Origin of the sequence: Serratia sp. EWG9 (assembly GCF_019913725.1) — a bacterium.
Taxonomy (GTDB): Bacteria; Pseudomonadota; Gammaproteobacteria; order Enterobacterales; family Enterobacteriaceae; genus Serratia; species Serratia ureilytica.
In genome coordinates this window covers 411,459-425,549 of the sequence record NZ_JADNRO010000002.1, presented here as the reverse complement: position 1 = coordinate 425,549, position 14,091 = coordinate 411,459, and the positions used below count along the sequence as shown (strand labels likewise).

Here is a 14,091-nt window from a genome sequence, read left to right as displayed (position 1 = left end):
TTTACAATAGCGCCGTCTCAACGGGGTGCGGAGAGCCGGGCCGCGTGATAAGCCCGATTTTCCGCTGAGAGCACACCCGTCGAACCTGATCCGGTCAATACCGGCGGAGGGATTTGAGCCCAGCGAACCGGCGACGCCGCCTCGCCCCCTCAGATGCCCTTGCCCCCTTATTTTTCAGGAGTGCAACGTGGTCAAAAAATATCTGCCCTGCTTATTGCTGCTGTGCGCCGCACCGGTGTTCGCCAAGCCGACGCTGACGGTTTACACCTACGATTCCTTCGCCGCCGACTGGGGCCCAGGCCCGGCGGTGAAAAAAGCCTTCGAAGCCGAGTGCGACTGTGAGCTGAAGTTCGTGGCGCTGGAAGACGGCGTCTCACTGCTGAACCGCCTGCGCATGGAAGGCAAGAACAGCGCCGCCGACGTGGTGCTGGGGCTGGACAACAACCTGCTGCAGGCGGCGCAGCAAACCGGCCTGTTCGCGCCGAGCGGCGTGGACACCGCCAAACTGACGGTGCCGGGCGGCTGGCAGGACGCGACCTTCGTGCCTTACGACTACGGGTATTTCGCCTTCGTCTACGACAAGGAAAAACTGAAGAACCCGCCGAAAAGCCTGCAGGAGCTGGTCAGCAGCGATCGTGACTGGAAGGTGATCTACGAAGATCCGCGCACCAGCACGCCGGGCCTCGGCCTGCTGCTGTGGATGCAAAAAGTGTATGGCGACAAGGCGCCGGCCGCCTGGCAGCAGTTGGCGAAAAAGACCGTGACCGTCACCAAAGGCTGGAGCGAAGCCTACGGCCTGTTCCTGAAAGGCGAAGGCGATCTGGTGCTCAGCTACACCACCTCCCCCGCCTATCATCTGATCGCCGAGAAAAAAGACCGCTACGCCGCCGCCACGTTCAGCGAAGGCCACTACCTGCAGGTGGAAGTGGCCGGCAAACTGAAGGCCGCCAAACAGCCTGAGCTGGCGGAGCGTTTCATGCAGTTCATGGTGACGCCGGCGTTCCAGAACACCATCCCGACCGGCAACTGGATGTACCCGGTGATCAACACCCCGCTGCCCGTCGGCTTTGAACAGATGAACGTGCCGCATACCGCGCTGCAATACAGCGCCGAAGAGGTGGCCACACAACGCGGCGGCTGGATCCGGGCATGGCAAACCGCCGTCAGCCGCTGATCCCCCGCTGGCTCTGGCCGGGGCTGCTGGCCGCCGGCATGATCCTGCTGGTCGCCGCGCTGGCGATGGGCTCGCTGTGGCGTCACGCGCCGGACAGCGACTGGCGCGGCCTGTGGCAGGACAGCTACCTGTGGCACGTGGTGCGCTTCACTTTCCTGCAGGCGCTGCTGTCGGCGCTGATTTCGGTGCTGCCCGCCATTCTGCTGGCGCGCGCGCTCTACCGGCGTCGTTTCCCCGGCCGGCAGTTGCTGCTGCGACTGTGCGCCATGACGCTGGTGCTGCCGGTGCTGGTGGCGGTGTTCGGCCTGCTCAGCGTCTATGGGCGCCAGGGCTGGCTGGCGACGCTGTGCGGCTGGCTGGGCGTCGAGTATGATTTCTCGCCCTACGGGCTGCAGGGCATTCTGCTGGCGCACCTGTTCTTTAACCTGCCGCTGGCTACCCGCCTGTTGCTGCAGGCGCTGGAGAACATTCCGGTGGAACAGCGCCAGCTGGCCGCCCAGCTGGGCATGAACGGCTGGCAGCAGTTCCGCTTCGTCGAATGGCCGGCGCTGCGCCGCCAAATCCTGCCGAGCGGCGCGCTGATCTTCATGCTGTGCTTCGCCAGCTTCGCCACCGTGCTGTCACTGGGCGGCGGGCCGCAGGCCACCACCATCGAGCTGGCGATCTACCAGGCGCTGAGTTACGACTACGATCTGGGCCGCGCCGCCCTGCTGGCGCTGATCCAACTGGGCTGTTGTCTGGGGCTGGTGCTGATCAGCCAACGCCTGAGCCAGGCATTGCCGGTAGGGCATACCCACGCCCAGCGCTGGCGCAACCCGGAAGACAGCCTGTGGCGGCGCATCAGCGATTTTCTGCTGATCGCCGCCGCGCTGTTGCTGCTGCTGCCGCCTCTGCTGGCGGTGATCGCCGACGGCGCCAATCAGGCTATCGTCAGCGTGCTGCGCCAGCCGGTGCTGTGGCAGGCGCTGTTCACGTCGCTGCGCATCGCCCTTGGCGCCGGAGCGCTGTGCGTGGCGCTCACGATGATGCTGCTGTGGAGCAGCCGCGAGCTGAAACTGCGGCAGCAGCTGCGCGGCGGCCAAGCGCTGGAGCTGAGCGGCATGGTGATCCTGGCGATGCCGGGCATCGTGCTGGCCACCGGGTTCTTCCTGCTGCTGAACGATACGATCGGGTTGCCACAGTCGCCCTATGCGCTGGTGATCCTCACCAATGCGCTGATGGCGGTGCCCTATGCGCTGAAGGTGTTGGAGAACCCGATGCGCGACCTCGCCGAACGTTACAACCCGCTGTGCCTGTCGCTGGATATCCGCGGCTGGCGACGGCTGCGGCTGATTGAACTGCGCGCCCTGCGCCGCCCGCTGGCGCAGGCGCTGGCCTTCGCCTGCGTGCTGTCGATCGGCGATTTCGGCGTGGTCGCCTTGTTTGGCAACGAGCATTTCCGTACCCTGCCTTTTTACCTGTATCAGCAGATTGGCGCCTACCGCAGCCAGGACGGGGCGGTGACCGCGCTGCTGTTGCTGCTGCTGTGCTTCCTGCTGTTTACCCTGATTGAACGCTTACCGGGCCGCCATGCTGACGCTTGAAAAACTGACCTATCTGTATGAACACCTGCCGATGCGCTTTGATCTGCGCATCCAGCCGGGCGAGCGCGTCGCGGTGCTCGGCCCCAGCGGCGCCGGTAAAAGCACCCTGTTGAGCCTGATCGCCGGTTTTCTGCCGGCGGCCAGCGGCCGGCTGCTGCTGAACGGCGAAGACCACACCGCCACGCCGCCGGCCAAACGGCCGGTGTCGATGCTGTTTCAGGAAAACAACCTGTTCGCTCACCTGACGGTGGCGCAGAACATCGGGTTGGGGTTGGATCCCGGTCTGCGCTTGACTGCGCAGCAACGTCAACAGCGAGAACACATCGCCCGTCAGGTCGGCCTGGAAGAACACCTGGATCGCCTGCCGGCGCAGCTTTCCGGCGGTCAGCGTCAGCGCGCCGCGCTGGCGCGCTGTTTGATTCGCCGGCGGCCGATCCTGCTGCTCGACGAACCCTTCTCGGCGCTCGATCCGGCGCTGCGCAACGAGATGCTGCAGCTGCTGCAGACGGTGTGCGAACAGCGCGACCTGACGCTGCTGATGGTGTCGCACAACCTCGACGACGCCGCGCGCATCGCGCCGCGCACGCTGCTGGTGGTCGACGGCCGCATCTACTACGACGGCCCGACGCAGGCCCTGCTGGACGGCAGCGCCCCCGAAGCGCACGTGCTAGGCATTTCGGGTAAAGCGTGATCTGACGCGCGTTTTTTATGCTGCGCCAATAAACCTGTTGTGCGAATTTTGCGCCTGTGTTTTATAAAAACCTGACTTTTTTTACTGATGATAAGGTTCCCTGTGATCGCATCCTCGCTGACTTCGACCCTACTAGTTACCGCGCTACCAGCCGCGGTGGTCGTCGTGCGTATGGTGGTGGTCGTCGGCAATGCGCCGTAGGGTCCGAATCAACGCATCGATTCCCAAACCCCGCCGGCGCAAACCGGGCGGGGTTTCTTGTTTTAGCACCCTGCCCAGAAAAGCTCACCGGCCTTGAGAAAGGACAGGAACATGGCAACTTCGGGCACGCCTCAACCGAGTACCCGCTTCACCGGCGCACAATTGATCGTTCATCTGCTGGAGCGTCAGGGCATCACCACCGTCGCCGGCATTCCCGGCGGCGCCGCGCTGCCGCTGTATGACGCGCTGAGCCAAAGCACCCGCATTCACCACGTGCTGGCGCGCCACGAACAGGGCGCGGGCTTTATGGCGCAAGGCATGGCGCGCGCCAACGGCAAAGCGGCGGTGTGCATCGCCTCCAGCGGGCCGGGCGCCACCAACCTGGTCACCGCCATCGCCGATGCCAAGCTCGACTCCATTCCGCTGGTGTGCATCACCGGGCAGGTACCTTCCTCGATGATCGGCACCGACGCCTTCCAGGAAGTGGACACCTACGGCATTTCCATCCCGATCACCAAGCACAACCATCTGGTGCGCGATATCCGCGAGCTGCCGCAGGTGATTAGCGACGCGTTCCGCATCGCCGAGTCCGGCCGCCCCGGCCCGGTCTGGATCGATGTGCCGAAAGACGTGCAGACCGCCACCATCACCCTGGAAGAGTTGCCGCCGATCGCCATGCCGGACGCCGCCCCGAGCTTCGATCCGGCGCTGGTTTCGCAGGCCGCCGCGATGATCAATCAGGCGAAACGCCCCATCCTCTACCTGGGCGGCGGCATCATCTGCGCCGACGCTCACCGGCAAGCGCTGGAGCTGGCCGAGCGCGCCGGTCTGCCCACCACCATGACGCTGATGGCGCTGGGCGCGATGCCGGTGGAACACCCGCTGTCGCTGGGCATGCTGGGCATGCACGCGGCGCGCAGCACCAACTTCATTCTGCAGGAGGCCGATCTGCTGATCGTGCTGGGCGCGCGCTTCGACGATCGGGCAATCGGTAAAACCGAGCAGTTCTGCCCTAACGCCGCCATCATCCACGTAGATATCGACCGCGCCGAACTGGGCAAGGTCAAACAGGCCAACGTGGCGATCCATGCCGACGTCGGCCAGGTGCTGCAACAGCTGCTGCCGCAGATCGACACGCAGCCGCGCAGCGCGTGGCTGAACACCGTCAACGATCTGAAGCGCGAATTCCCGTTCAACATGCCGAACGCCGACGATCCGCTGAGCCATTACGGCCTGGTGCTGGCCGCCGCGCGCTGCGTGGACGACAGCGCCATCATCACCACCGACGTGGGTCAGCATCAGATGTGGGTAGCGCAGGCCTATCCGCTGAGCCGGCCGCGCCAGTGGCTGACGTCGGGCGGCCTGGGCACCATGGGCTTCGGTCTGCCGGCGGCGATCGGCGCGGCGTTGGCGGAGCCCGAACGTAAAGTGCTGTGCTTCTCCGGCGACGGCAGCCTGATGATGAACATTCAGGAAATGGCCACCGCGGTCGAGCACGATCTGGACGTGAAAATCATTTTGATGAACAACCAGGCGCTGGGGCTGGTGCACCAACAGCAAACCCTGTTCTACCAACAGCGCATCTTCGCCGCCGCCTATCCGAAGCGTACCGACTTCCTGAAAATCGCCGCCGGATTCGGGCTGGATACCTGCGATCTGAACGCCGCGGAAGATCCTCAGGCGGCACTGGCTGAGGCGATCCAGCGCCCGGGTCCCTGCCTGATCCACGCGCTGATCGATATCAACGAAAAAGTGTTCCCGATGGTGCCGCCGGGCGCCGCCAACATCGACATGATTGGAGAATAAGCCATGCTGCAACCACAAGATAAACCACAGGTGATCCTGGAGCTGGCGGTGCGCAACCATCCCGGCGTGATGTCGCACGTTTGCGGGCTGTTCGCCCGCCGCGCGTTCAACGTCGAAGGCATTCTGTGTCTGCCGTTGAAAGACGGCCAACAGAGCCGCATTTGGCTATTGGTCGCCGACGATCAACGGCTGGAACAAATGATAAGCCAGGTGGAAAAGCTGGAAGACGTGCTGCGGGTGAAGCGCCACAGCGAAGACGTGCGGGTATTTGAACAGCTGGAAGCGTTCTTCCAGTAAGGCGAACGGGGGCTAATGCCCCCGCAATCATTGCCCGGACAGCACCTGCCACAACAGATGCCGGTACACCGGCATCAGCGGCTGTTGGCTCAGCAAATAGCCGACCGCCAACGCCGCCAGCCAACTCAATCCGCACACCACGCGCAGCCGCAGCGGCGTCAGCCAACGGCTCAGCCGATCGGCGTTGCGCTTGCCCTCGCGCCACCAGCGCCAGCTTAGCCACACCGCCAGCCAGACCAGCAGCGCCGCCGCGAGCAACAGCCACTTGAACGTCGCGCTGTTGGCGTCGGCGGGGATATCGATCGCCACCCCCGCCAGAATGCCGGGGAAGAAATAGACCGGCGGCCAGGTCAGGCAACCGATGATGTTCGGCAACGCAAACTTGTACGGCGGCAAATCGAGCATGCCGGCCACCATCGGTACCAGCGGGCGCGTCGGGCCAACGAAGCGGCCGATCAAAATGGTCGCCATGCTGTGCTGGTGCAAGGCATGTTCGGTTTTGTCGAGCAGCGCTTTGTTCTTCTTCAGGAACGACCAGCGGTGCAAAGGCCCCTTAAAGGCGCGACCGACGAAATAGGAGATCCAATCGCCGAGCAGGCAGCCGACGATGCCCGCCGCCCAGGCGTAGTAAAAATCCACCTTGCCGCTGCCGATCAGCGCGCCGATGCTGGCCATCATCACCGTGCCGGGCAACAGCAGCCCCACCAGCGCCAACGACTCCAGAAAAGCGACCAGCAGAACGACCATCAGAGTGAAAGCCAGTGACTGGGTGATCAAATCTTGTAAATAGGCTTCCATTACACCTCTGTGGATTATTCGTGCCAAACGGGGCCGAGGATTTTCCAGCGCCGCCGCTGGCGAGTCAATCGATGAATTGTATGCGTATTTGGCAACGCCGCGCGGCAATGGACAATGACTGTATAAAAACCCATACTGTAATTTATCTATATTAGCGCCAAAACCGACATCACGCTGAACGTCGCACACGCCGCCCGGCGGAAAACGAAGGGGTTATGACAGCACTGCAACAGGGGTTCCTGCTTACTCGCCACTGGCGCGACACGCCCGCCGGCACCGAGGTCGAATTTTGGCTGGCGACCGACGCGGGCCCGCGCCAGCTGCGTCTGCCGCCGCAAACCTCGGTGGCGTTTATCCCCGCCGAACAAAGACAGCGCGCGGAACTGCTGCTGCGAGAAGAGCGGCAAGTCGAACTGAAACCGCTGGCGCTGACGGATTTTCATCACCGCCCGATGCTGGGGCTGTACTGCCGCCAGCACCGTCAGCTCATCAAGCTGGAAAAACTGCTGCGGGAAGGCGGCGTTGCGGTCTACGAGGCCGACATTCGCCCGCCCGAGCGCTACCTGATGGAACGCTTCATTACCGCGCCGGTATGGTTCAACGGCCTGGGCGACGGCAATGGGCCGTTGCTCAGCGGCCAAATGAAGCCGGCGCCGGAGTACCGCCCAACGCTAAAACTGGTGTCGCTGGATATCGAAACCACCGCCCACGGCGAGCTTTACTCCATCGCGCTGGAAGGATGCGGCCAGCGGCAGGTCTACATGCTGGGGCCGGCCAACGGCGGCGATGAGCCGCTGGATTTCGATCTGGAATACTGCGCCAGCCGCCCCCAACTGCTGGAACGGCTGAACGCGTGGCTGGAGCGTCACGATCCCGACGCCATCATCGGCTGGAACCTGGTGCAGTTCGATCTGCGGGTGCTGCAAAAGCACGCCGAGCGCTACCAAATCCCGCTGCGGCTGGGGCGCGGCGGCAATCTACTAGAATGGCGCGAGCATGGTTTCAAGCAGAATCACTTTTTCGCCGCCGCCGCCGGCCGCCTGATCATCGACGGCATCGAGGCGCTGAAATCCGCCACCTGGAATTTTCCCTCCTTCAGCCTGGAATACGTTTCGCAGGAACTGCTGGGCGAAGGCAAGGCGATCGACAACCCTTATCAGCGCATGGCGGAGATCGACCGGCGCTTCGCCGAAGACAAGCCGGCGCTGGCCCGCTACAACCTGAAAGACTGCGAGCTGGTGACGCGGATTTTCGCCAAGGCCGACCTGCTCAACTTCCTGCTGGAGCGCGCCACCGTCACCGGGCTGGCGGCCGATCGCAGCGGCGGATCGGTGGCGGCCTTCAGCCACCTCTATATGCCGCGCATGCATCGCCTGGGCTTTGTCGCCCCCAACCTCGGCGAACAGCCGGAGGAACACAGCCCCGGCGGCTTTGTGATGGATTCCCGGCCCGGCCTGTACGACTCGGTGCTGGTGCTGGACTATAAAAGTCTGTACCCGTCGATCATCCGCACCTTCTTGATCGATCCGGTCGGGTTGGTGGAAGGCATGCGCCACCCAAACGACGCCGACTCGGTGCCCGGCTTTCGCAACGCCCGCTTCTCGCGCAGCAAACACTGCCTGCCGGCGATCGTCGAGCAGATCTGGCAAGGGCGCGAGGCCGCCAAACGCCAGCACAACAAGCCGCTGTCACAGGCGCTGAAGATCATCATGAACGCGCTTTACGGCGTGCTGGGATCGAGCGGCTGCCGCTTCTTCGATCCGCGGCTGGCGTCGTCAATCACCCTGCGCGGCCACGAGATCATGCGCCAAACCCGCGAGCTGATCGAAGCCGAAGGCTATCAGGTGATTTACGGCGACACCGACTCCACCTTCGTCTGGCTGAAACAGCCGCATGACGAGCAACAGGCGGCGCAGATCGGCCGGGCGCTGGTGCAACGGGTCAACGCCTGGTGGCAGCAGCATCTGCAGCAGCAGTTCGGGCTGGAGAACGCGCTGGAGCTGGAGTTCGAAACCCACTATTCCCGCTTCCTGATGCCGACCATTCGCGGCGCCGAGCAGGGCAGCAAGAAACGCTACGCCGGCCTGATCGCGCGCGCCGACGGCCAGGAAGAGATGGTGTACAAAGGCCTGGAAACGGTGCGCACCGACTGGACGCCGCTGGCGCAGCAGTTCCAGCAGCAGCTCTATCAGCGCATCTTCAAACAACAGCCCTACCAGGACTATGTGCGTGACTACGTCGGCAAAACCCTGAACGGCGACTTCGACGATCAATTGGTGTACCGCAAACGGCTGCGCAGAAAGCTCGACGACTATCAGCGCAACGTGCCGCCGCACGCCCGCGCCGCGCGCATCGCCGACGACTACAACCGCAGTCAGGGGCGGCCGCTGCAGTATCAGAACGGCGGCTGGATCAGCTACGTGATGACCGTCGCCGGGCCGGAACCGCTGGAAACCCGCCATTCGCCCATCGATTATCAGCACTACCTCGAACGTCAGCTGCAACCGGTGGCAGACGCTATACTCCCTTTCTTGCACGACGACTTCACCACGCTGGTCACCGGGCAGATGGGGCTGTTTTGAGATTGCGCCAGGTTAAGAAAAATCATCCGGTTTTGCAGGTGACGAACGCGCCGCCTTCCATTACCATAGCGCCCTTCCCAAAACTGAACCACGCTTAGCCCTGCCGTCTCGCGACGTCTGCATGGCGTGAACGGCTATTGCCCGTCAAATTTAAAACAAACCGGGATTAACCGATGTTCAGTACAGGTGCCGCGGCCCTTCCCGCCCGGTAACAAGACTTACTTACAAAGAATCGAGCCGACAATATATGCCTTTTACTCTTGGTCAACGCTGGATCAGCGACACGGAAAGCGAATTAGGACTGGGCACCGTCGTGGCGCTGGATGCGCGCATGATTACCCTGCTTTTCCCCGCCACCGGTGAAAACCGCCTCTATGCCAGAAACGATTCGCCGATCACCCGCGTGATGTTCAACCCGGGCGATACCGTCAGCAGCCACGAGGGATGGCAGCTGCAGGTGGAAGAGGTGAAAGAGGAAAACGGTCTGTTGACCTATATCGGCACCCGCCTGGACACCCAGGAAAGCGGCGTGGCGATGCGCGAAGTGCTGCTGGACAGCAAACTGACCTTCAGCAAGCCGCAGGATCGCCTGTTCGCCGGCCAAATCGACCGCATGGATCGTTTCGCGCTGCGTTTTCGCGCCCGCAAATACCAGAGCGAGCAGTATCGCCTGCCGTTCGCCGGCCTGCGCGGCATGCGCGCCAGCCTGATCCCGCACCAGCTGCACATCGCCCATGAAGTCGGCCAGCGCCATGCGCCGCGCGTTCTGCTGGCGGACGAAGTCGGCCTCGGCAAAACCATCGAAGCCGGCATGATCATCCACCAGCAACTTCTGGCGGGCCGCGCCGAACGCGTGCTGATCGTGGTGCCGGAAACGCTGCAGCACCAGTGGCTGGTGGAGATGATGCGCCGCTTCAACCTCTACTTCTCGCTGTTCGACGACAGCCGCTACGCCGAAGCCAAGCTCGACAGCAGCAACCCGTTCGAGACCGAACAGCTGGTGATCTGCTCGCTGGACTTCGTGCGCCGCAACAAGCAGCGCCTGGAAGAGCTGGCGGACGCCCAGTGGGATCTGCTGGTGGTCGATGAAGCGCACCACCTGGCCTGGAGCGAAGAAGCGCCGAGCCGCGAATATCAGGTGATCGAACAGCTGGCCGAGCATATCCCCGGCGTGCTGCTGCTGACCGCCACCCCGGAACAGCTGGGCCAACAGAGCCACTTTGCGCGCCTGCGCCTGCTCGATCCGAACCGTTTCCACGACTACGGCGAGTTCGTCGCCGAACAGCAGAAATACCGTCCGGTGGCCGACGCCGTCACCCTGCTGCTGAGCGGTGAACGCCTGGCCGACGACAAGCTGAACCTGCTGGGCGAGCTGATCGACGAGCAGGACATCGAACCGCTGCTCAAAGCGGCCAACAGCGAAGGCGACAACGCCGAGCAGGCGCGCCAGGAGCTGGTGGCCATGCTGATGGATCGTCACGGCACCAGCCGCGTGCTGTTCCGCAACACCCGCAACGGCGTGAAGGGCTTCCCGCACCGCAACCTGCACCAGATCAAGCTGCCGTTGCCGACCCAGTATCAGACCGCGATCAAAGTGTCCGGCATCATGGGCGCCAAGAAATCCGTCGAAGCGCGCGCGCGCGACATGCTGTATCCGGAGCAGATCTACCAGGAATTCGAAGGCGAAAACGCCACCTGGTGGAACTTCGACCCGCGCGTCGAATGGTTGCTGGATTACCTGCTGGCCAACCGCAACGAAAAAGTGCTGGTGATCTGCGCTAAAGCCGATACCGCGTTGCAGCTGGAGCAGGTGCTGCGCGAGCGTGAAGCGATCCGCGCCGCGGTGTTCCACGAAGGGCTGTCGATCATCGAGCGCGACCGCGCCGCCGCCTACTTCGCCTCCGAAGAGGAAGGCGCGCAGGTACTGCTGTGTTCCGAGATCGGTTCCGAAGGCCGCAACTTCCAGTTCGCCAGCCAACTGGTGATGTTCGATCTGCCGTTCAACCCGGATCTGCTGGAACAGCGCATCGGCCGTCTGGACCGTATCGGCCAGATGCACGATATCCAAATCATGGTGCCTTACCTGGAGCACACCGCACAGGCGGTGCTGGGCCGCTGGTTCCACGAAGGGCTCGACGCCTTCGAACACACCTGCCCGACCGGCCGCACCATCTACGACAGCTGCTACGAGCAGTTGATCGGCTATCTGGCCGCGCCGACCGAGCAGGAGGGCCTGGACGAATTCATCCACGCCTGCCGCCAACAGCATGATCAGTTGAAAGCGCAGCTGGAACAAGGCCGCGACCGCCTGCTGGAGATGCACTCCAACGGCGGCGACAAAGCCCAGGCGCTGGCCGCCGCCATCGCCGAGCAAGATAACGACGTTAACCTGGTGGGCTTCGCGCTCAACCTGTTCGACATCGTCGGCATCAATCAGGAAGATCGCAGCGACAACCTGATCGTGCTCACGCCGTCCGACCATATGCTGGTGCCGGACTTCCCGGGCCTGCCGCAGGACGGCTGCACCGTCACCTTCGATCGCGATCAGGCACTGTCGCGCGAAGACGCGCAGTTCGTCAGCTGGGAACACCCGATCATCCGCAACGGTCTGGATCTTATCCTGTCCGGCGATACCGGCAGTTGTGCGGTGTCCTTGTTGAAAAACAAAGCGTTGCCGGTCGGCACCTTGCTGGTTGAGCTGGTGTACGTGGTGGAAGCCCAGGCGCCGAAGCATCTGCAGCTGACCCGCTTCCTGCCGCCGACGCCGATCCGCATGCTGATGGACCGCAAGGGCACCAACCTGGCGGCGCAGGTCGAGTTCGAAAGCTTCAACCGCCAGTTGAACGCGGTCAACCGCCACACCTCCAGCAAGCTGGTCAACGCCGTGCAGCAAGACGTGCACGCCATGCTGCAGCAGGCGGAAAGCCTGGTGGAAGCGCAGGCACGCACGCTTATCGAGCAGGCGAAGCAAGAGGCGGACGACAAGCTGAGCGCCGAGCTGGCGCGTCTGGAAGCGCTGAAGGCGGTCAACCCGAACATCCGCGACGACGAAGTCGAGACGCTGGAGTTCAACCGCCGTCAGGTGCTGGCCAACCTCAATGAAGCCGGCTGGCGTCTCGACGCCATTCGTCTGGTGGTGGTCACCCACCAGTAACCGGCGCGACGCGGGGAGGTGGTTGCCTCCCCGTTCGGCCCTTTTCGCGGAGCCAAGATGGAACCCTACAATCCCCCGCAGGACCCGCTGCACATCCTGTATCAGGATGAACACATCATGGTGGTCAACAAGCCCAGCGGCTTGCTGTCGGTGCCCGGCCGCGCGCCGGAAAACAAAGACAGCCTGATGACCCGCATTCAGGCCGATCATCCGGCCGCCGAATCGGTGCACCGGCTGGATATGGCCACCAGCGGGGTGATCGTGGTGGCGCTCAACAAGGCCGCCGAGCGTGAGCTGAAGCGTCAGTTCCGCGAACGCGAACCGAAGAAATCCTATATCGCCCGCGTTTGGGGGCATATGGCGCATGACGAAGGGTTGGTGGATTTGCCGCTGATCTGCGACTGGCCGAACCGGCCGCTGCAAAAGGTGTGTTTTGACACCGGCAAAGCGGCGCAGACGGAATATCTGGTGCTGTCGCGCGACGCCGACGGCAGCACCCGCGTGAAGCTGACGCCGATCACCGGCCGCTCGCATCAGCTGCGGGTGCACATGCTGGCGCTGGGACACCCGATCCTCGGTGACGGTTTCTACGCCCCACCGGAGGCCAAAGAGATGGCGCCGCGGCTGCAGCTGCATGCGCAAGAGCTGCGCATCACCCACCCCGCCTTCCAGACGCCGATGCACTTTCGCGCCGAGCCGGATTTCTGAGCTCATCACCCTGGGATGCCCTAAATAATTCGAGTTGCAGGAAGGCGGCAACTAAGCGCAGCCCCGGGAGCGTACAAAAAGTACGTGACCGGGGTAAGCGCGGGCAGCCAACACACCTGCAGCTCGAAGTATGACGGGTATCGTTATTTAAAACCTTTCTCGCGTTTGATCAGGTCGTACGCCGCCTGGATCTCCTGCGCTTTCTGCTTGGCCATTTCCATCATCTCCGGCGGCAAGCCTTTCGCCACCAGCTTATCCGGATGGTGTTCGCTCATCAGCTTGCGGTAGGCGCGTTTGATGGTGGCGGCATCGTCGCTGCTGCGCACGCCGAGCACCTTGCACGCATCGTCGAGCGTCGGGCCGCGCTGAGCCTGCTGATAACCGCCTTGCGAATACCCGCCCTGCTGACCGCCGCCGAACTGACGCCCGCCCTCCATCATGCTGAGGAACTGATCGAACTGCGCGCGCGAAATGCCCAGCTCTTCGGCGATGACATACAGCACCTGACGTTCGTTCGGGTGCAGCGAGCCGTCGGCGAACGCCGCCTGAATCTGAATTTCCAGAAACATCCGAATCAGATCGAAGCGGCCGAAACAGATGCTGCGGAACTGCTGCAGCGTCTCACGCAGCGGGAACTGGCTCTGTTTGCCCTCGCGGAACGCCTGCTGCGCCGCAGTGCGGGCTTCGCCATGCAGCTGCAGGCGATCCATGAACAGGCTGGCGATCTGGATATCCGCCTCGGTGACGCGTCCTTTGGATTTGGTCAGGTGGCCCATAACCTGAAAAGTGGTGCGGAAAAACAGCGTTTGCCGCGTTTGCTGGTCGGTGAAAAAACCCCGGCTGCGCTTGTTGCTGCGCGCCGTATCGATCATATGACCGATAATCAGCCCCAGAACTACACCCCAGAATCCCGCGCCAGACCAGATGGCGACGATGACGCCGAGCAGTTTTCCCCAATACTGCATATACTCCTCAATTATCATGCCGAAAGCCGCCCGCTCTCCTCCGTTTCAGGAAAGGGCGCAGGCGATTTTTCCTAGAATTTGGATTATCATACCTGTCATTTATCTTTGCGCCTAACGACGACGCAAGTAAAC

The 14,091-nt window shown here is 62.9% G+C and carries 11 protein-coding genes and 1 riboswitch; of the genes, 9 read left to right on the top strand and 2 right to left on the bottom strand.

Annotation, left to right across the window (positions count from 1 at the left end):
* Nucleotides 1-11 precede the first annotated feature (11 nt).
* A riboswitch (TPP riboswitch) is annotated at nt 12-130 on the top strand.
* A gap of 57 nt (nt 131-187) precedes the next feature.
* The 6 genes from thiB to ilvN all read left to right on the top strand — a co-directional run bounded on the left by thiB (nt 188) and on the right by ilvN (nt 5,752).
* On the top strand, nt 188-1,174 hold the full coding sequence (thiB, locus tag ITX55_RS07435; protein WP_042783680.1) for a thiamine ABC transporter substrate binding subunit: 987 nt from the start codon (nt 188-190) through the stop codon (nt 1,172-1,174).
* Nucleotides 1,150-2,757, top strand: coding sequence for a thiamine/thiamine pyrophosphate ABC transporter permease ThiP (thiP, locus tag ITX55_RS07430; RefSeq protein ID WP_108680167.1), 1,608 nt, complete (start codon nt 1,150-1,152; stop codon nt 2,755-2,757). Before thiB ends, thiP begins: the two co-directional genes overlap by 25 nt.
* Nucleotides 2,744-3,448 carry a thiamine ABC transporter ATP-binding protein ThiQ gene (gene thiQ, locus ITX55_RS07425; protein ID WP_033641841.1) on the top strand — a complete coding sequence of 235 codons (705 nt, stop codon included), beginning with the start codon at nt 2,744-2,746 and terminating at the stop codon, nt 3,446-3,448. Before thiP ends, thiQ begins: the two co-directional genes overlap by 14 nt.
* A gap of 87 nt (nt 3,449-3,535) precedes the next feature.
* A complete protein-coding gene (gene ivbL, locus ITX55_RS07420; protein ID WP_232094364.1) occupies nt 3,536-3,649 on the top strand; it encodes an ilvB operon leader peptide IvbL in 114 nt (37 codons plus the stop codon).
* A gap of 111 nt (nt 3,650-3,760) precedes the next feature.
* On the top strand, nt 3,761-5,455 hold the full coding sequence (ilvB, locus tag ITX55_RS07415) for an acetolactate synthase large subunit (protein WP_108680166.1): 1,695 nt from the start codon (nt 3,761-3,763) through the stop codon (nt 5,453-5,455).
* 3 nt (nt 5,456-5,458) lie between these two features.
* Nucleotides 5,459-5,752 (top strand): acetolactate synthase small subunit, encoded by a 294-nt coding sequence (gene ilvN / locus ITX55_RS07410; RefSeq protein WP_033641839.1) that lies wholly within the window; start codon nt 5,459-5,461, stop codon nt 5,750-5,752.
* Between the two features lie 27 nt (nt 5,753-5,779).
* On the opposite strand, the gene ITX55_RS07405 is transcribed toward ilvN, so the two are convergent.
* Nucleotides 5,780-6,550, bottom strand: coding sequence for a DedA family protein (locus tag ITX55_RS07405; protein ID WP_046688224.1), 771 nt, complete (start codon nt 6,548-6,550; stop codon nt 5,780-5,782).
* A gap of 215 nt (nt 6,551-6,765) precedes the next feature.
* Between ITX55_RS07405 and ITX55_RS07400 the strand changes: the two genes are divergently transcribed.
* The 3 genes from ITX55_RS07400 (at nt 6,766) to rluA (ending at nt 12,994) form a co-directional block, all read left to right on the top strand.
* Nucleotides 6,766-9,132 carry a DNA polymerase II gene (locus tag ITX55_RS07400; RefSeq protein WP_108680165.1) on the top strand — a complete coding sequence of 789 codons (2,367 nt, stop codon included), beginning with the start codon at nt 6,766-6,768 and terminating at the stop codon, nt 9,130-9,132.
* Between the two features lie 247 nt (nt 9,133-9,379).
* Complete coding sequence (gene rapA / locus ITX55_RS07395; RefSeq protein WP_047025192.1) at nt 9,380-12,286, top strand: RNA polymerase-associated protein RapA; 2,907 nt, start codon at nt 9,380-9,382, stop codon at nt 12,284-12,286.
* A 57-nt stretch (nt 12,287-12,343) separates the two neighbouring features.
* Nucleotides 12,344-12,994 carry a bifunctional tRNA pseudouridine(32) synthase/23S rRNA pseudouridine(746) synthase RluA gene (gene rluA / locus ITX55_RS07390; protein WP_072626719.1) on the top strand — a complete coding sequence of 217 codons (651 nt, stop codon included), beginning with the start codon at nt 12,344-12,346 and terminating at the stop codon, nt 12,992-12,994.
* A 143-nt stretch (nt 12,995-13,137) separates the two neighbouring features.
* Here rluA and djlA read toward each other — a convergent pair whose 3' ends face one another.
* Nucleotides 13,138-13,959: a co-chaperone DjlA gene (gene djlA, locus ITX55_RS07385; protein WP_025301546.1), complete on the bottom strand. Its 822-nt coding sequence runs from the start codon at nt 13,957-13,959 to the stop codon at nt 13,138-13,140.
* Nucleotides 13,960-14,091: the final 132 nt, after the last annotated feature.